Below are 18452 nucleotides of genomic sequence, written 5' to 3' on the forward strand. Positions count from 1 at the left end.
AGTAAATTAGAAATATTTGTGATGAGCAGAACATTATTTGATAAGATCTGGGACAGCCACGTCGTAACCCGGACAGAAGGAAGTCCGGATGTGCTGTATATCGACAGACATTTCATTCACGAGGTGACCAGCCCTCAGGCTTTTTCCGGTTTGCGGAAAAGGGGTATTCCCGTATTTCGTACCGGCCAGACCATTGCTACTGCTGATCACAATGTGCCAACCGAAAATCAGGATAAACCCATCAGCGAGCCGATGTCCCGGATGCAGGTAGACGCCCTGATCAACAATTGTAAAGAATTTGGCATCGATCTATATGGCCTTGGCCATCCCTTTCAGGGAATTGTTCATGTCATCGGGCCGGAACTGGGCATTACCCTGCCCGGTATGACCATTGTCTGTGGCGACAGTCATACCTCTACCCATGGTGCTTTGGGTGCGCTGGCATTTGGTATCGGAACGAGCGAAGTAGAACAGGTACTTGCCTCGCAAAGTATCCTAAAGGAAAAACCTGCCAGCATGCGTATCTCTATCGATGGCGAACTGGGCCCGGGTGTGACAGCCAAAGACGTGATCCTTTACATCATTTCGAAGATTTCTACTTCAGGCGGTACGGGTTATTTTGTGGAATATGCAGGTTCGGCGATTCGTGCGCTTTCCATGGAAGCGAGGATGACCATCTGCAACATGAGTATTGAGATGGGGGCAAGAGGGGGAATGATCGCCCCTGACCAGACGACCTATGATTATATTGAAGGCCGTGAATTTGCCCCAAAAGGAGCAGCATTTGCGAAGGCCGTCGAATACTGGAAAACACTTCCGACCGATGAGGGGGCGGTTTTCGACATGGAGTATCATTTCGATGCCGCAGATATTGAGCCTATGATTACTTACGGTACAAATCCTGCAATGGGCATCAGTATCTCGGCGAATATCCCCTCCATGGACGAAATGCCTTCTGAGAGTGACCGGCTGGCGCTGGAAAAATCGCTCAAATATATGGGGCTTGAAGCAGGCAGCCCAATGTTGGGAAAACCCGTGGATTATGTCTTCATCGGTAGCTGTACCAACAGCCGGATTGAAGATCTCCGGCAGGTCGCAGCCCTGGTCAAAGGCCGTAAAAAAGCCAGCCATGTGCAGGCGCTGATTGTTCCGGGCTCTCAACAGGTAAGGGCGCAGGCGCAGGCAGAAGGACTGGACAAAATCCTGGCTGATGCGGGCTTCTTTCTCCGCGACCCGGGTTGTTCTGCCTGTCTGGGGATGAACGAAGATAAAGTACCGGCAGGCAAATACTGTGTTTCTACCTCAAACCGCAATTTTGAAGGGAGACAAGGGCCTGGTGCGCGGACATTTCTCGCAAGTCCGCTGACTGCCGCAGCTACTGCAATTTTGGGCCGCATTGCTGATGCGAGAGAACTTTTATCCTGAATCTTTACTACTCTCTGACTCTTCTATATTATGAGCGGATTTGATAAACTTACTTCCACCATTGTACCACTGAAAATGGAGAATGTGGATACCGATCAGATTATTCCTGCCCGGTTTTTAAAAGCTACTACCCGTGAGGGGTTTGGACAGAATCTCTTTTGCGACTGGCGTTATGAAAAGGACGGCGGTTTGAAAGAAGGATTTGTCCTCAACGATCCCCGGTGGTCGGGGCAAATATTGGTGGCAGGTAAAAATTTTGGCTGCGGTTCCAGTCGTGAGCATGCTGCCTGGGCCCTGGCCGATTACGGATTTCGGGTGGTGGTTTCGAGCTTTTTTGCCGACATTTTTAAGGCTAATGCGCTCAACAATTTTCTGCTTCCGTTGCAGGTTTCCGACGATTTTCTGGAAGAAATATTTGCTCAGGCAGAAGAAGATAGTGAAACGCGCCTTACGGTGGACCTCGCTTCACAGGTTATTCGCATAGAAGCAACCGGGCGCGAAGCATCGTTTGACATCAATACATACAAAAAAGCCTGCCTGCTTCATGGATATGATGATATAGATTATCTCCTAAGTCAGAAAGAAAACATAGAAGCATTTGAAAAAAAGCATTTATTCCCCCAAATTTGAGGGATGAAAAAACGCATTGCAGTTCTGGCCGGGGATGGTATTGGTCCCGAAATTATCGCTGAAGCCCTCAAGGTGCTCCGCGCAGTTGAAAAGTCTTTTGGACATGAGTTTGATTTTGTCCCTGCCCTCGTAGGCGCCGCAGCAATTGATGCTACCGGCAATCCTTATCCGGCGGAGACGCATACGATTTGCCTTGAGGCAGATGCGATTTTGTTTGGCGCTATCGGCGACCCCAAATACGACAATGATCCCAATGCGAAAGTTCGCCCTGAGCAGGGGCTGCTTGCCATGCGCGGTGCTTTAGGGCTTTATGCCAATATTCGACCGGTAACTACTTTTCCGGCACTCATTGATGCCTCTCCGCTAAGACCCGAGATTGTCAGCAATGTAGATGTGATGATCATGCGGGAACTGATAGGCGGGATTTATTTTGGCAAACCCCGTGGTCGCTCCGAAGATGGAAATATCGCTTACGATACGTGTGTGTATGACCGGGAGGGGATTCTTCGGATTACCAGGCTGGCCTTTGCCTATGCGGAAAAACGACGCAAAAAAGTTACCATGGTTGACAAAGCCAATGTGCTTGCTACCAGCCGTTTATGGCGTGAAACGGTAAATGAATATGCCCAAAACCATCCTGATGTAGAGTATGACTGTATGTTTGTGGACAATGCCGCCATGCAACTCATCCGCAATCCGGGCTATTTTGATGTTCTCCTGACCGAAAACCTGTTTGGTGATATTCTCAGCGATGAAGCATCCGTGATCACAGGTTCACTGGGTATTTTGCCTTCGGCTTCTATCGGTGAAAAAACCTCCGTTTACGAACCCATTCACGGCTCTTACCCACAGGCAACCGGCAAAAATATCGCCAATCCGCTGGCAACGATTCTCTCAGCAGCGATGATGCTGGAATACGAATTTGATATGCAGGTCGAAGCGGCGTTGATACGAAAGGCCGTGGAAACTTCTATTTCCCAGAAATACACCACAGAAGATATCGCCAATGGCAAACAATCTACCAGTCAGGTTGGTGATTTTATTGTTGGTGAAATCAATAAGGCAGCTGTATTGATTAAGTAACTGCCAGTCTGAACGCATATTCAAAAGCCAAAGTATCGTTTACGAAAGACGTGCTTTGGCTTTTGCTTTTTGTCTGGCATTTTTTCTCCAAAGACGAATCATCAGCACGATACTCCCCCAGATCAGCAATCCCCATCCGGCAACCACCAGACCCACGGCAAGGACAGCCAGATCATTGCATGCCAGAACACAGGCGAGCGCACCAACAATATACCCCAGGAAAATAACCCCTACTACAATAAGTAATGTGAGCAAAATTTTGACAGCTACGGGCATTTCGTTTACAGATTTTCTGGCTTTTTGCAGTTTTTTTTGAAGCCAGGAAGGATTTTTTCCCGCAGTCTCAGAAAGAGTGTTGAATTCTTCTGAAAAACTTAACGTTTCCGGAGCGGAGCTTGCCGCATAGGCCTGATCAAATGCTGAGCCGTTCCAGTTTCCACCATATTTTACCGGAAACCGACTTCCCAGATAGCCGGAAACAGAGACAAAGATAAACATCATGGTAATGTGGAAAATGACCCATGAAGACGAATTGGGTGCTTTTCCTTTCCAGGCAATCCGAACGGCAATCGTACCGGCTAAAGCTGCAAGTGAAATCCATATTGGCCAGCCAGCTTCATACCAGCTTGTGCCAATGACAAACAATCCATAGAAAAAACCACCGAACCCCGCGATAAGGAATATTACGGAAATCAACCAGCGAGCCGCTGCCGGATGAGTATAGGCCCATGACCTGACAACAGACATGTCGTTGTGAGTAGGCATAACGATTATTTTTATAGTAGTAGTTTTACTTTCCGTACAAAATACCCAATAGATTGCCTAAAACCTATTTTCCTTTTTGGGGCTATTCATATCGGATTGCTTTTACCGGATCTGATTTGGCTGCCCGATAAGCCTGATAACTGGTAGTAATCAGCGTTATCGCTACCGTCAGAAGCAGCGAGCCTGCGAAAGTGGTTACTTTCAATCCTGTGTGGAATGCAAAGGCATTGAGCCAGTTGTAGGTTGCCAGCCACGATAAAATAAAGGCCACCGGCGCTGCAAAGGCTATCAGGATGACAAAGTCTTTGGTCAGCAAAAATACGATTTCCCTCTCTCCTGCGCCCACTACCTTGCGGATGCCGATTTCTCTGGTTCGCTGTTCTGCGGTAAAGGAAGCAAGACCCAGCAGTCCCAGGCAGGCAATCACGATAGTTAAGATTGTAAACAGGGTGAATATATCCCCCCGGCGCTGATCTTCTTCATATTGGGCATAAAAATCGTCATTGAGGAATTTGTACTCCAATGGCGTGTTGGGGAATACTTCATTCCACTGGCTTTCAATGTATGCGAGCGATTTATCGACATTTTCTTTCTGAAGGCGGACATGCGCAAAGTAGTTGTTTTTCCGGGGTAAAAACATCAGCGGCTCAATCGGACTGTACAGCCATTGTTGGTGAAAGTCTTTTACTACGCCAACCACATAGGAAAATGGGAGCGTATCTTCGGTGCCAAACTGTATTTTTTTCCCAATGGCATCATCCCATCCCATTCTTTTGACCATGGATTCATTTACCATGACCGCCTGAAAAGAGTCAGTTTTGATTTCCTCAGAAAAATTTCTCCCGGCTACGATCTCAATCCCGAGTGCCGGGAAATAATCATAATCCACACCGTAGTTGTCAACGCCCTTCTGATCCATTCCGCCTTCATTTTTCTCAACATTCCAGAGTAGTTTACCAAAACCGATACCAGGTGAGGAGGAAGCTGTCGCTGCGGCAATTATTTCCGGGCTTTGAAGCAGTTTTTCCTGTAGTACCATCCATTTCCTGCGGTTTTCATCATTTTTGAGTGTAAATCTGACTACCGGATCTTTGGTAAAACCGAGGTCTTTGTTTTGAAGATATTGCAGCTGGTCGAATACGATGCCCGTGCATACCAGTAGTCCCAGGGAAATAACAAACTGAAACCATACGAGAATTTTTCGGATGGTGAGATGGCCGGAACCTTTGGTAGCGTTGCCTTTCAGTACGAGTGAAGGCTGGAAAGAAGAAAGGAAAAAAGCGGGATAACTCCCTCCCACGATACCTGTTATCAGCAGAATACCCAGCAGGCTCAGCAAAATTCCGGGCTGAAGGATCTGATTAAAATCAAGAGACGTTCCCAGCACACGGTTCAGTCCGGGTAGAGAGACCTGAATAATAATGACACTCAGAATCATGGACAAAATGGCAATCAGGACGGATTCTGCGAGAAACTGCCCGATAATCTGACTGCGCTGAGAACCCAGCACCTTGCGGATACCTACTTCTTTGGCACGTTTGGCCGAACGGGCCGTCGCCAGGTTCATATAGTTGATACAGGCAATCAGCAGCATGAAAAAGCCCACAATGGCAAAAAGATAGATATAAGCGATTTCTCCGGTAGGTTCCGGTTCGCCCTCAAAATCTGATTTCAGGTGGATATCGGTGATGGGCAGTAATTCATAGACAATGGTGATCCCAAACTGATCGAAAATAGGCTTAACATTCTTTTCGATGACCTCGGGGAGTTTGGAAGCGAAGCTGACTGCTTCATCTTTGTTGTGCAGCAACACATACGTATAAATCCCAAAATTGCCCCACTGACCGGGCTCGGTGGGGAAATCTGCCGTTGATTCCGATATCATGGCAAAGGCACGGATATGGGAGTTTTTGGGCATGTCTTTATAAACACCCGTAATTTTCAGGCTTTTCTTCTCTCTGCCATCTGTTTGAAGCGTTTTGCCTATCGGATCGGTATCGCCGAATATTTTTTTTGCCATACTCTCCTGTATGACAATGGTGTTGGGTTCATCTAATGCATGCTCACTTTCCCCCGCAATGAAATCAAAAGAAAACACATCGAAGACGGTGCTGTCAACATAGAATACTTTTTCCTCCGTAAACTTCTGATCTTCATAAATGAGGACCGTTTCGCCATTTCCGGCAAAACGCACATACTGCTCGACTTCCGGGTAGATTTGTTTCAACTCAGGTCCAAGAGGAAACTGAGTCACCGACCAGTCAAACGCATCATCCGGTTCGGCGATATGGGAAGAAATCCGGAATATTCTTTCGTGGCGCAGATGGTGTTTATCAAAGCTTAACTCATGGGTAAGGTAGAGGAGAATAAACAACGAGGAAGAAACACCAATGGTCAATCCCAGCACATTCAGCAGGGTATAACCTTTTTGGCGAACGAAATTTCTGTACGCGGTAACGAGAAAGTTTCTGAGCATGATAGCGGAATTTGCGAATGAGACGAGGCAACAGCCCCGGAGGTTGCAGTGATCTTTCAAATACTACGGAGAAAATACTCATCCACATGAAATGAGGGCAAAAATCGCAACTTCGCCCGGTTTACATCCGCTGAATCACCATAGCGGAGGCGCCGCCGCCGCCGTTGCAGATGGCTGCAAGGCCGATTTCTCCACTGTTTTTGTGGAGTACACCGTTGAGCGTGGTGAGAATCCTCGCACCGGAGGCACCCAGGGGATGACCCAGCGCCACAGCTCCACCGTGGACATTGACTTTATTGGCGTCAATTTCCAGCATTTTCTGATAAGCCAGCGCAACGACAGCAAAGGCCTCATTTACTTCAAAATAATCAACATCACCCAGGGTCAGTCCTGCACGCTGAAGGGCTTTGGGAGTGGCGAGGGTAGGGGCGGTGGTAAACCATTCGGGTTCCTGGGCAGCGTCGGCAAAAGCGAGAATTCTGGCGACAGGTTTGAGTCCCAGTTCGTTTACCATTTTCTGACTTGCCAGAATAATCGCCGAAGCTCCGTCATTGATGGTGGAGGCATTGGCTGCGGTGACGGTTCCGTCTTTGGTAAATGCGGGCCGGAGGCCGGGGATTTTGTCGAAGAAGACCTTTTTATACTCTTCGTCCTGATTGACCAGTATCGGATCACCTTTGCGCTGAGGCACTTCTACGGGTACAATTTCATCTGTCAGGGCACCGGAATCCGTAGCTTTTGCTACACGTTTATAGGAGTTGATGGCGTATTCGTCCTGTTCTTCCCGGCTAATGTTGTGAACTTTGGCCGTATTGTCAGCGCATACGCCCATGGCCTGTTGGTTATAGACATCGGTCAGTCCGTCTTTGGCCAGACCGTCAATCAGCTGACCGTTGCCGTAGCCATAGCCGTAACGCGCATTGGGGAGGTAAAAGGGAACCTGGGACATATTTTCCATTCCACCGGCAACCATAATATCGCCATGGCCGAGCATAATGCTTTGAGCAGCCAGCATAACCGACTTCAAACCAGAGGAACAAACTTTATTGACGGTAGTGCAAGGCACATTGTTGCCAAGGCCGGCAAACAGCGCCGCCTGACGGGCAGGCGCCTGGCCCAGATTTGCCGAGCAAACATTTCCCATGTATACTTCATCAACCAGCGAAAAATCCACACCAGCCTTCGCCAGTGCACCTTTAATCGCTGCGGCACCCAGTTGAGTGGCAGAAACCGTAGAAAGCGAGCCACCAAAACTACCGATGGGCGTCCTTACAGCGGAAATGATATAAACTTCGTTCATGAGCGGGTTACTTTGAAATGATCGTAACTGCAAATATAACCTTATAAAAGCTTCCTCCCAAAAAATCAAAGTCCATTCGCCACAACCTCCGATTATTTTCGTAAATTAGAAACCACTAAACCAAAAATATGCGGACTGTACAGATAAAAGTGAGTGAAACCGACTTCCAAAAATATAATTTGGGAAATGGAGAAATCAAATTTACCGACTTGGTAGAACTGATTAGCCGTGAATATACCCGGAAAGCCCTATTGGAATGTAACGCAATTGCAGAGCAGGTTGGACTTTCCAGGATGACAATGGACGAAATCAACGCAGAAATAAAAGCTGTTAGGGATGCAAAAAATCATTCTTGATACCAATGTCGTCGTTTCTGCGCTGATTTCAAGTTCTATTCCGACCAAAATTCTGTATGATTTGGTGCTAACCCAAAAAGTGGAAACTTGCCTTTCAGACGAAGTATTTGCGGAATACATAGAAGTGCTGAACAGGGATAAGTTTACCAGATTTGCTAACTTTTAAGCGAAGGCTGAAGTAGTTTTGAATAAATTACGTGAAGTTTCTACCTTCTATCAAACAGATATAAAAGTTGAAGTTTTGACAGATACGAGCGATAACAAATTTTTGGAATTGGCCGCAATAAGTTCGGCAGACTATCTGATAACCGGAAACACGCTTGATTTTACAATAACTGAGTTTGAATATACAAAAATTTGGACACCAAGATAATATTGGGAAAACTTCGCACCCAAAGAATAAGAAAGGGTGTAAATCGCGGCCTGGCGGGCGGGAGCCTGGCCCAGGTTAGCAGAGCAGACATTTCCCATAAACACCTCATCCACAGCAGAAACATCCACACCAGCCTTCGCCAGTGCACCTTTAATCGCCGCCATGTGCGGGTTACTATGAAATGATCGTAACTGCAAATATAGGGGGGATTTCTGAAAGCACGTAAATATCTTCAATCGAGATCACCTCAAAAACACAAGTTTCACTTTTTTCTGATGAGAAAATTTTCCTTATTATTAAGGAGAATTATAGCTATTTATACAAAGAATAATGTGGTTTGCGAACCAGATTACAACGAAATAACCACGAATTCACGAATATGGATCGAATAGAAACTAAACTTTTCGCAAACCACTTTCCGCCTAGTATAATTCAGGCATGGCATGAAACCTTCGACCGGTAAAAATACAGAAGCGTATCTTCAGTCTCTGGAATCTCAATCTCCGGATGCTCCGGATTTCTACGTTCGGCAGAAGGATATGTTGGACCAACTCATTGACGAGCAGGGGTTACGGATCCGACGGGTGTATGTAGACAAGGAACTGGATTTGTTTTTGGTACTACTCAACAGTAAAAAGGTAATTAAACGTACGCTTTCTGATTTTCCCCGCCTGGCAAAGGCTGCAGAATCTGCCATATATCAGTATGAAACAGATGGGTTGGGTATTCATTGGCCAGAAATAGATGAGGATTTAAGCCTGAAAGGTTTTCTGGCTTACGAACTTGCGCATACAGATTTAAGCATACGCTCTTAATTGGAATTGCAACAAAAAAGTGGGCAGATTTCAAAGGGTTAATTAGTTGTCCCCTTCCCCTAAGCCACAACAGGTCTAAAGTAGAAATTCTGCTTTAAACCTTCTTCAACCTCCCCCTCAAAATCCAACCTATAACCACACGTTATATTCATATTCCCTCTCCTTGCTGGTATTACCAATATCACCTGGAATCATTCCAATAAAATTCGTACAATTACTTTCGGAATTATCAACTTATTGGGATAAACCACGAAGGTACTGTGTTGAGAAGCAAGGGAAATTTAAAAAAAAGTTATATCTTAGATATAGAGAAGTGGGTCAAAGACCGCACTATCTCGTGTAGTCCGGGCCTTGAGTCTGGACTACTTCCGTTTTAGGGGCTAGCTGTTGTTTGGGTGTATGTTTGGGTTGATATTTGGGATCATAGGGTCGGTCCGATTTCCATAAGGCATAGATTAAACAAAGGAGTTTGCGTTGTACGGCGACGAGGGCTTTTTTCGTAAGTCCGCCATTGCGCAGGAGGAGTCGCTGGTAGAGGGCAAATAAAGGGCCTTCTTTTTTTCGCAAATGTGCCAGGGCAGGCATATACATGGCCGTTCGCAGGCGGGCATTGCCTTGTTTGGAAATGCGGGTCTTCCCCGAGAGGGTACCGCTTTGGCGTTCAATGACATCATATCCGGCATACTTAGTCAGTTGCTTGGCGGACTGAATGGCACTAAACCCATCGGTCTCTGCAATGACGGTGGCCAGACTGATCCACCCCACACCGGGGAGCGAATGGAGAATCTGCTCAAACCGTTTACAAAGCTGGGAATCGGCACGTATGAGGGCCCTGATTTGGGCTTCAACGGTCCGGATTTCTTTGTGGGTTTGGGCGATTTTCCGTTTGAGGGAACGCACGATTTCCTTGATGGAATAGTGGGCATGTTTATAGGCGTGTAGTTGATTTTCCCATGCTACCCGACTCTCTACCAGGGTATTACGAAACCGAACCAACTGCCGAATCTCATGCAACTGCTCACTGACGGGTTGCCACTGTGTCAACTTACGATGCAGCGCCATCGAGGCCAGCCCTTTGGCATCTTCCTTGTCGGTTTTGGAATCATGCCCCAGGCTTTTGAGATAACTCTTCACCCGTTTGGCCAGCTCCAGACTGACATAATACCCCTGGCCATGGAAGAAATGCAAGAGGTTCTCGTGATAGACCCCTGTTACCTCCAGCAATAGCCTACATGGAATATCGGTATCCTTGCATTTGCTGGCTAGCCATGCTTGCGCAGCCTCAAAACCCGCCTTCGTATTTTGAAAGCTACGTGTAGCGATGATCTTCTCCTGCTCGGCTTCGGTCAATCCTTTGATACAAGCAGAAAAGGTGGCTTTGGACAGGTCGAAACCCACACCGTAACGAATCCAGGACTTTGTCATAGTAGTGTAATTGAAGGTGATACAAAGAATGAATCTCTCCCCTTGACTCTTCTCACCGTTTGATTCAGGATCGCAACTTCAGTCGTCCTTCCTACAGTACTGTTCAGCCTGAAGGAGAGAACCAGATAGGACTTTTCCTTTGTGTCAGTATCGGCTCGCTTGATCCGTACTCGGGCACAAATCGGCTTGCCTATCCGGCCTCATTCTTCTTTTAAGTACTCATCATTTCTTCTACTTTGCAAACATATGAGGGCACAAGGAAGTCTCAAGGGGCACAAAGCGCAGTTTCCTTGTGCCCTTTGTGAGGCCTTTGTGTCCCTGGTGGTTTCTGCCTCGCTTCGGAAAGATTACTTTCTCTCAATTACTTTATAATTCCGATTACTTTTGATCCCTCAGCGGGCAAACCCGATCTCGAATTTCGGTACGACCCAATGGGCAACCGGATGGTGAAAATTGTCAAATCCGGTGAAAAAAAAGAAGATAAGTGTTTCGGAATTTAGGAAATTCTTCTGAGTAATATAATTCCACTAAAAGTGGTCTAAAGAATTGGGGGAAGTACTATTTTCTACAATACCGAAAAGGGGGTATTAAAACAAATTGATAAGAAAGACCTACCCAATTATGGAATTAAATATATAGGCGATGAATGACAAATACGAAAACTGGATCTACGATCCCCAGCTGACCCACGGTAACTCCGTATTAATCTGTGATTTCGATGTGATTCAGATGGAAACTAAAGGGGTCGAAGTTTCCTTCCCTGTGTATGATGACGTAAATGAATTTGAACGGCAATATTTGACAGAATATTTGAGTATCGAAACAAGAAGATCTGAAAATCTCAAAATTGGATATTATGTCACTCGTTTACATGAAGGAATTCTATATGGCTTATCCTATGCCTATGATATTCTATTGAAGTATAGTGGTGAAACACCTAAGGGATTTCGTATTCTGATAAAACGCTATCCCAAAGGAACCGGAATTACCCATGACCTGCTAGCCTTTCTTTTTGCCAACCTGTTTTGGGAAAAGGTGAACTTCACTCCGCCTTTTCAGATCAAACAAGATACCGAAAGACAACGTTTTGTTTTTCCCGAAGCAAAAGAGCGGGTTCCCCTCGGAATTATTTGCTTGGCAGAAATTTATAAATACTTTACGAATGGTACACCAGAAGATGTAGCCTCCATTTATTCCTATTACAAGGATATCGAAAACAGTTATTTTGCAGAGTAGAGGATAATTCCTAAACAGGATAAATTATTTTTTAATTGTAAAGCGATATTCCTGCAAAAATTCCTTTCTATCTCAAAATCCAACCTATAACCACACGTTATACTCATATTCCCTCTCCTTTTCTTCCTTTCTGCCGATCAGTTCCTGTTGTATTATCCCCAACGGTATCTCGGCTAATCGGGCTGTTTTCTACTCCAACACCTGTGCACTTAATGCCGGCATTGTCAGGGCATTGTTTGTTTCCATGTTTTCTCCCGTCAGCAAATTCTTGTAATTCCCCGCAGGAATTGTCCCCGCCGGAATCACCTGCTCCTGCTCCGAGCGGTTGAACAATACATAGATTTCCTTGCCTTCGTAACTGCGTTTGTAGCCAAACAGTTGTTTCTCGTCATCGGCCAAAAGGTAGGTGATATTGCCTTTTACCAGGGCAAGATTGTTTTTTCGCAGGTGAATGAGTTGCTTGTAAAATGCAATCAGTGCTGTATCTGCTTTTACCTGGTCCACAGGTCTTTGTACGCCAGGCAGCGGGTGAACCACTTCGTCGTCAAAGGTAAGGTCTGGCCAGATCAATGGTTTGCGGCAGTCGGGATCGTCTGCCCCCCACATGCCCATTTCGTCGCCATTCCATATCTGCGGTGCGCCGATAAAGGTAAACTGGTGGATTAGCAACAGCTTCTGAAGCGCCAGCGTTTGTGCATCGGGTTTGTTGATTTTGTAACCGGGGTCGTCAGTGGCTTTTGCCTGGTATTTGTATTTGTTGGAGTTGTACAGCGAAGTCGAAAGCCGGGGTGCGTCATGGCTGGCGCTCATATTCATCATGGCGTAGAGCGATCCTTCCGGCACATTGTCGTTGAGCGCGGTAAGTGCCTGGGTCAGTTCTGTGGCGGTAATGGAATTGACCGGATGGCCGAAAAACTGCCGGGCAGCGCGATACCAGCGGTAGTTCATGATCGCATCAAATTTGTCTCCCTGCACAAATGGGCGGGGATCCATCAGGTCGTCGGGAAATTTTTGCCACCAGACTTCGCCTAGGAGGTAGGCTTCGGGATTGATTTTGCGGATTTCCTTTCTGTATTCCACCCAAAAACCCAGCGGAATTTCTGCCGCAACATCGAGCCTGAATCCATCCACTCCGTCAGATAGATCACCGTCTCCGTTGGGATCCAGCCATCGGGCAGAAACGTCATAAGTGTGTTGTTTGAATGCCTGGGAGGCGAGGTTGCCCTCAAAGGGAAACATCGTATCCTGCCCGATAATGGCCTTTTTGGCTTCCGCGAGGAAGGGAGAACCAAACCATCCTTTGAACTTAAATTCGTCTTCCGGGGTGTTGGGATCGTCGTAGGAAGTGATCTCGTACCAGTCCTTGTAAGGAGATTTTTCTCCATTTTTCCTCACATCTTCCAATGCCCAAAAATCTCTTCCAGTATGATTCCACGAATAGTCCATAATCACCCGTATGCCTCTGCGGTGGAGTTCTTTGACCAGTTCGACAAACATCTTATCCGCTCCGGTAAATTTCCAGGTGGAGGGATCTTCAGGCTTTTCTGTGGCCGCCAGTGCTTCATCCTCTTTGGGGCTGGGGCCAAAATTCCGGTCGATATGGTGGTAGTTGCGTGCATCGTATTTGTGCAGAGACGATGCATCGTTGAGGGGATTGAAAAAAATAGCGGTAACGCCCAGGTTCTGCAAATAGTCTAGCTGATCCATCACTCCCTGAAGGTCACCACCATACCGGCGGTACTGTATTTTGTATTGCAATCCCCATTCATTGTCTTTCAGGGAAGAAAAATATGGATCGGGTTTGTACCAGTCCCATCCCCAGGGCGTAATTTTCCAGTCTGCGGGAATCTTCTCCATCATGCCTCCCTGAATATCGTGGGGCGTGGGATCGTTGGAAGGGTCGCCGTTGCGAAATCTTTCGGGAAATATCTGGTACCAGACCGCTTCTTTGGCCCATTCGGGAACGGGAAAGGCCTCTGGTGTATGGGTTTGCGGTGATGGCGCATTGCAAGCCAATATAGCAACAGTAAACGCGAGTAGGGTAAGGGTAGTTCTAGGCATAGGATTCAATTATCCTACAAAAATAACGGAGTCAGGATAATATCCACACGTCGGTTAGCCATTCTTCCATTTAAAGTTCGGTTATCATAGTGCGGATTGTGCTGGCCGTTGTCGATGCGCCCGATTCTTTCGGGTGGAATCTGGTTTTGCCCCAGTTCATAAGTGACCACATCGCTTCGTTTTTCCGAAAGCCATTGGTTGTATTCTGCCCCGCCGATATTATCTGTATGGCTGGAAATGGAGATCTGATAATTGTCGAGATCGGGGACAGATTGTATAAATGCTTTAATTTCGGCAGCCTGCTCCGGATCGATATACGCACTTCCCCCACCAAAGAACACGCTTTTGATGTATTCAGTGTTTTGTGAAAAAACCAGCGGAATGGTTGCCAAAGCAATAAACAGAAGGATGATCCTTTTCATGGCGTCCGGATTTCTTTGTTAAAACAAAAGATAGTCACTATCCAAGAATTTTCAAAACAGCTCTACCCGTACGCTGTGGGATTTTCGTGTTGTGTTTGGTCGAAACGCCCCTCTGGGTCAGTTTAAAAAGCCAGTTCCTCCTCCACTTTTCCTCTTTGCAAAAGGAGACTTTTTTTCCTTCCCGCAATGTCCAGATGGACGATGTTTTTTTGTGAATCAAACACCTCCAGCAGCATGAGGTTTTTGACTTTTATGTTTTTAATGGCAGGTATATTTTTTCCTTCGAGATAACACCAGGTTACGTCAGGCAAAACTTCTTTTCCGAGGAATTCAAATTCAACGGGTTTTCCATTCACCGTAACCACCAATTTTTCCTTCAAATAATTCTGAACCTGAATGTCTGTTGTTTCTCCTGCGGTTTCCGGACTGTTGCCCTGCTTGATCAATGCCTGGTTGAGGTTGTCGGTGAATAATTTGATGGAAACTTCAAGTGATTGATTGTCAGTGTTGTAATCTATTTCTGTAACGCTGAGATAAAAGGGATGACTGGCTGCTGAAAGCAGAAAAAACAGAAGAAAAACGCTTGCAGTCATGACCAGGAATTTCATTCCGAAATATAATCATTTATCTTTGCCCCACGACCAAAACCCTTACATATGTCTCCATTTCTCTCCTATCTTACCCTGGGATTTCAACATATTTCGGATCTGGAAGGTTACGATCATATTCTGTTTCTCATCGCTTTATGTGCTGTTTACCGGCTATCGCAATGGAAAAATGTGTTGGTGATGGTAACTGCGTTTACGCTCGGTCATTCTCTTTCCCTGGGAATTGCCACCCTCACCCAACTGAATATGGGGCAGGAAATAACGCTGGGTGCAATCTCCTTCCAATTGTCGCAGGTGATTGAGTTTTTGATTCCGGTGACCATCTTTCTCACGGCGATCTCCAATGTTATCCGCAACCACGACGAACAACTTACGCCCGGCAAACAGCGGATTCAATACGTTGCAGCATCATTTTTTGGACTCATACATGGGCTGGGTTTCAGCAATTTTTTACAGACGATACTGGGCCGGGAGGAAAATTTGTTTTCCCCCCTGCTGGCATTTAATATAGGTCTCGAGCTTGGTCAGTTGATGATTGTCGCGTTGCTGATGATCATTACCTGGATTTTTTTGGATATCGGGAAAACCATTCACCGCGACTGGATTTTATTTGTCTCGGGTGCTGCTGCCGGAGTTGCGGTTATCCTGATGATTAATACAAAATTCTGGTAATAGATAAATCGTTTGATCCTCATAAAAAGTAGAATTGAAATGAAAAAAAACTGGTGGAAAGAAGGGGTGATCTATCAAATTTACCCCAGAAGTTTTTATGACTCAAATGGTGATGGGATTGGCGACCTGAACGGAATCCGGCAAAAGCTACCCTGGCTCAAACACCTGGGTGTGGACATTATCTGGCTCAGCCCGGTGTATCAGTCTCCCAATGATGACAATGGCTACGATATCAGCGACTATTATCAGATCATGGACGAGTTTGGGACAATGGATGATTTTGACCGGTTGCTGGAAGAAATTCACGGCATGGGCTTGCGACTGGTGATGGATCTGGTGGTAAATCACACCTCCGACGAGCATTTTTGGTTTCAGGAGTCCCGCAAATCCAAAGACAATCCCTACCGCGATTATTATATCTGGCGCCCTCCGGTAAATGGCGGCGTTCCCAATAACTGGAAATCATTTTTTAGTGGAGATGCCTGGGAAATGGATCCCGCTACCGGCGAATATTATCTCCACCTGTTTTCCCGGAAACAACCCGATCTCAATTGGGACAATCCCAAAGTAAGGGAGGAAGTGTACCAGTTGATGCGTTTTTGGCTGGACAAAGGTATCGACGGATTCCGTATGGATGTGATTCCTTTTATTTCCAAACCAGACGGACTTCCCGACAAAGACTGGGCAAAAATTCCCGACTACGGGGTAGCCTATGCCAACGGGCCCCGCGTTCACGAGTACCTTCAGGAAATGAACCGGGAAGTTATGCAACACTACGATATGATGACCATCGGCGAAGGGGTGGGTATCTCTGCCGAAAATGCCAACCTGTATGTGGGAAATGACAGGGGGGAACTGAATATGATTTTTCATTTCGACCATATGTTTATCGACCATGGTCCCAATGGAAGAATGGAGAAAAAAAACTACGAGCTCAAAGACTTTCTGGAAGTATTTGATCGCTGGGAAAATGCACTGGGAGAAAAAGGGTGGGGGAGTATTTACCTCGGAAATCACGACTTCCCCCGTATGGTTTCTCGTTTTGGCGATGCGGAAAATTTTTGGGAGCAGTCTGCAAAATTGCTGGCGGCACTGATATTTACCCGCAAAGGTACACCGGGGGTTTATCAGGGCGACGAAATCGGTCTTACCAATACCCCTTTTGTTTCCATTGATGAATATCGCGATATCGAAATTCTCAATGCATGGAGCGCGCTGAAAGCAAAGGGGGGAGACGAAAAAGCATTTCTCGATACAGCACTCACACAGGCGCGCGATCATGCACGTACACCTATGCAATGGGATGATTCGGAGAATGGCGGATTTTCAACTCATACGCCCTGGATACGCGTCAATCCAAACTATACCCATATCCATGCACAAGCACAGGCGAAGCAGGAAGGATCGGTATTTAATTTTTATCGCGAGATGATCAGCCTGCGGAAATCTCACCCGGTATGGGTATATGGCGATACAGAACTCATTGCTTCCGGGCATGAACAAGTGTATGCGTATAAGCGTTCGTATGAATCTGATTCATTTTTGGTGGTGCTCAATTTTTCGTCCCAACCTGTCAAACATGAGCTTTCGCGATACAAAGGAGCAGTTATCGTTTCCAATTACCCGGAAGAGGCGGTTTTAGGAGAATATCTCCAGCCATGGGAGGCGACGATTATACGCTTGAGCTAATCTTGCAGCTTTTTTTTGATACGGGCCAGAGCTTCGGGATCGTTGATGTTTGTCAGATCTTGTGGGTTTTGGGGAAAAATCAGATGAATAGTTGATTGGAGCAGAACTTTGCGCGGGCTTCGGTTTTGAGTAAAAAATACCGATTGGGCGGTTGGAAAAATGGCCGGTTCCCAAATGGCTGCCAATGGTTGGAGGTTTCCGCTTTCATCAGAAAAGACTGTGGCTGCCTTGGCTGGGTTACGCGCTGCGATCAGCTGGCGGATGGTTTCCACCTGGATCAGTGGCATATCACAGGCGAGTACAAGCCATGCAGATGTGGGATCTTTTTCAAAAGCCGAGAGGATCGCACCCAGTGGCCCCGTATCGGGGAAAATATCAACGATGCCGGGAAAATGCCCCAAATCCGGAAGCTGGTCTTCCCGGCAGGAAATATACACATCTGTAAGCCCTGCCTGTCTGAGTGTTTGATACAGACTGATTCGCAGCGGAAGACCGTGGAGGGGTAATAGTCCTTTGTCTTTCCCCATCCGGCTACTTTTTCCTCCGGCAAGTATCAGACCCTTTAAAGTTGTCATTCGCAGGTATTATTCCCTTCGAAAATCTTTTTTCCCGCCCGTTTTTTCGATGAGTTTTGTTTCCCGGATGATGATATCGTGGGAAAATGCCTTGCACATATCGTAAATGGTCAGCGCTGCGACGGAGGCTCCGGTCAGGGCTTCCATTTCTACTCCGGTTTTGGCAAAAACACGACTCGTGCAGTCAATGACAATTTCCTTCTGTTCATTTACCTCAATTTCTACTGAAACGTGATCCAGTCCGATAGGATGACAGAGGGGAATCAGTTCACCGGTTTTTTTTGCCGCCATAATACCTGCTATGATCGCTGTTTGGAAGACGGGCCCTTTGGGAACGACAATCTCTTTGCCTGAAAGTTTTTCCAGGATTTCTTCTCCAACCACAATGATCGTACGCGCTTTAGCGGTGCGCAGGGTGGCCGTTTTTTGCCCGACATCCACCATTGCCGGATTACCGGAATCATCGAGATGTGTAAATTTCTTCTGTGCCATACGGCAAAGTTAAGCCCTGTTGGTTAACTTTCCATCCCCAAGTGTTTAA

General features: G+C 46.5%; 17 protein-coding genes and 2 pseudogenes. 9 read left to right on the forward strand and 10 right to left on the reverse strand.

The window, feature by feature from the left end; translation table 11 throughout:
- Positions 1-21: 21 nt before the first annotated feature.
- From leuC to leuB, 3 genes are read left to right on the forward strand one after another with little or no spacing between them, the layout of a single operon-like run.
- Positions 22-1425 carry a 3-isopropylmalate dehydratase large subunit gene (leuC, locus tag R3D00_22300; GenBank protein ID MEZ4775928.1) on the forward strand — a complete coding sequence of 468 codons (1404 nt, stop codon included), beginning with the start codon at positions 22-24 and terminating at the stop codon, positions 1423-1425.
- 30 nt (positions 1426-1455) lie between these two features.
- The gene (gene leuD / locus R3D00_22305; GenBank protein MEZ4775929.1) at positions 1456-2055 is read left to right on the forward strand and encodes a 3-isopropylmalate dehydratase small subunit; all 600 of its coding nucleotides are present in this window, start codon (positions 1456-1458) and stop codon (positions 2053-2055) included.
- 3 nt (positions 2056-2058) lie between these two features.
- Positions 2059-3138 (forward strand): 3-isopropylmalate dehydrogenase, encoded by a 1080-nt coding sequence (leuB, locus tag R3D00_22310; GenBank protein ID MEZ4775930.1) that lies wholly within the window; start codon positions 2059-2061, stop codon positions 3136-3138.
- Between the two features lie 39 nt (positions 3139-3177).
- Here the strand turns inward: leuB and R3D00_22315 are convergent, their stop codons facing one another.
- From R3D00_22315 to R3D00_22325, 3 genes are all read right to left on the reverse strand, one after another.
- Positions 3178-3903, reverse strand: a complete 726-nt coding sequence (locus tag R3D00_22315; protein MEZ4775931.1) for a hypothetical protein — start codon at positions 3901-3903, stop codon at positions 3178-3180.
- Positions 3904-3985: 82 nt separating this feature from the next.
- On the reverse strand, positions 3986-6379 hold the full coding sequence (locus R3D00_22320; protein MEZ4775932.1) for an ABC transporter permease: 2394 nt from the start codon (positions 6377-6379) through the stop codon (positions 3986-3988).
- Positions 6380-6500: 121 nt separating this feature from the next.
- On the reverse strand, positions 6501-7679 hold the full coding sequence (locus tag R3D00_22325) for an acetyl-CoA C-acyltransferase (protein MEZ4775933.1): 1179 nt from the start codon (positions 7677-7679) through the stop codon (positions 6501-6503).
- 128 nt (positions 7680-7807) lie between these two features.
- Between R3D00_22325 and R3D00_22330 the strand changes: the two genes are divergently transcribed.
- Together R3D00_22330 and R3D00_22335 are read left to right on the forward strand one after the other, a co-directional pair.
- Positions 7808-8035, forward strand: a complete 228-nt coding sequence (locus R3D00_22330; GenBank protein ID MEZ4775934.1) for a hypothetical protein — start codon at positions 7808-7810, stop codon at positions 8033-8035.
- Positions 8016-8408, forward strand: a pseudogene (locus R3D00_22335) (putative toxin-antitoxin system toxin component, PIN family). The gene R3D00_22330 and the pseudogene R3D00_22335 overlap by 20 nt, the downstream one beginning before the upstream one ends.
- Before the next feature lie 38 nt (positions 8409-8446).
- On the opposite strand, the pseudogene R3D00_22340 reads toward R3D00_22335, so the two are convergent.
- A pseudogene (locus R3D00_22340) lies at positions 8447-8569 on the reverse strand (acetyl-CoA C-acetyltransferase).
- 282 nt (positions 8570-8851) lie between these two features.
- On the opposite strand from R3D00_22340, the gene R3D00_22345 reads away from it, so the two are divergent.
- A complete protein-coding gene (locus R3D00_22345) occupies positions 8852-9223 on the forward strand; it encodes a DUF2442 domain-containing protein (protein ID MEZ4775935.1) in 372 nt (123 codons plus the stop codon).
- Between the two features lie 330 nt (positions 9224-9553).
- On the opposite strand, the gene R3D00_22350 is transcribed toward R3D00_22345, so the two are convergent.
- Positions 9554-10648 (reverse strand): IS110 family transposase, encoded by a 1095-nt coding sequence (locus tag R3D00_22350; protein MEZ4775936.1) that lies wholly within the window; start codon positions 10646-10648, stop codon positions 9554-9556.
- Between the two features lie 642 nt (positions 10649-11290).
- Here R3D00_22350 and R3D00_22355 point away from each other — a divergent pair.
- Entirely contained in the window at positions 11291-11884 is a 594-nt protein-coding gene (locus R3D00_22355) for a hypothetical protein (GenBank protein MEZ4775937.1), read from the forward strand.
- Between the two features lie 189 nt (positions 11885-12073).
- Here the strand turns inward: R3D00_22355 and R3D00_22360 are convergent, their stop codons facing one another.
- From R3D00_22360 to R3D00_22370, 3 genes are all read right to left on the reverse strand, one after another.
- Positions 12074-13945 (reverse strand): glycoside hydrolase family 13 protein, encoded by a 1872-nt coding sequence (locus R3D00_22360; protein MEZ4775938.1) that lies wholly within the window; start codon positions 13943-13945, stop codon positions 12074-12076.
- A 14-nt stretch (positions 13946-13959) separates the two neighbouring features.
- The gene (locus R3D00_22365) at positions 13960-14367 is read right to left on the reverse strand and encodes an OmpA family protein (protein ID MEZ4775939.1); all 408 of its coding nucleotides are present in this window, start codon (positions 14365-14367) and stop codon (positions 13960-13962) included.
- Between the two features lie 122 nt (positions 14368-14489).
- Positions 14490-14960, reverse strand: a complete 471-nt coding sequence (locus R3D00_22370) for a DUF6702 family protein (GenBank protein MEZ4775940.1) — start codon at positions 14958-14960, stop codon at positions 14490-14492.
- A gap of 63 nt (positions 14961-15023) precedes the next feature.
- On the opposite strand from R3D00_22370, the gene R3D00_22375 reads away from it, so the two are divergent.
- Positions 15024-15647 carry a HupE/UreJ family protein gene (locus R3D00_22375; GenBank protein MEZ4775941.1) on the forward strand — a complete coding sequence of 208 codons (624 nt, stop codon included), beginning with the start codon at positions 15024-15026 and terminating at the stop codon, positions 15645-15647.
- A gap of 39 nt (positions 15648-15686) precedes the next feature.
- Entirely contained in the window at positions 15687-17336 is a 1650-nt protein-coding gene (locus R3D00_22380) for an alpha-glucosidase (protein MEZ4775942.1), read from the forward strand.
- Here the strand turns inward: R3D00_22380 and R3D00_22385 are convergent.
- Positions 17333-17911: an NTP transferase domain-containing protein gene (locus tag R3D00_22385; GenBank protein ID MEZ4775943.1), complete on the reverse strand. Its 579-nt coding sequence runs from the start codon at positions 17909-17911 to the stop codon at positions 17333-17335. The two genes, R3D00_22380 and R3D00_22385, sit on opposite strands and share 4 nt — an antisense overlap.
- 9 nt (positions 17912-17920) lie before the next feature.
- Complete coding sequence (moaC, locus tag R3D00_22390) at positions 17921-18403, reverse strand: cyclic pyranopterin monophosphate synthase MoaC (protein MEZ4775944.1); 483 nt, start codon at positions 18401-18403, stop codon at positions 17921-17923.
- Positions 18404-18452 lie beyond the last annotated feature (49 nt).

The sequence above is a fragment of the Bacteroidia bacterium genome, assembly GCA_041391665.1.
In the GTDB taxonomy this organism is placed as follows: domain Bacteria; phylum Bacteroidota; class Bacteroidia; order J057; family J057; genus JAGQVA01.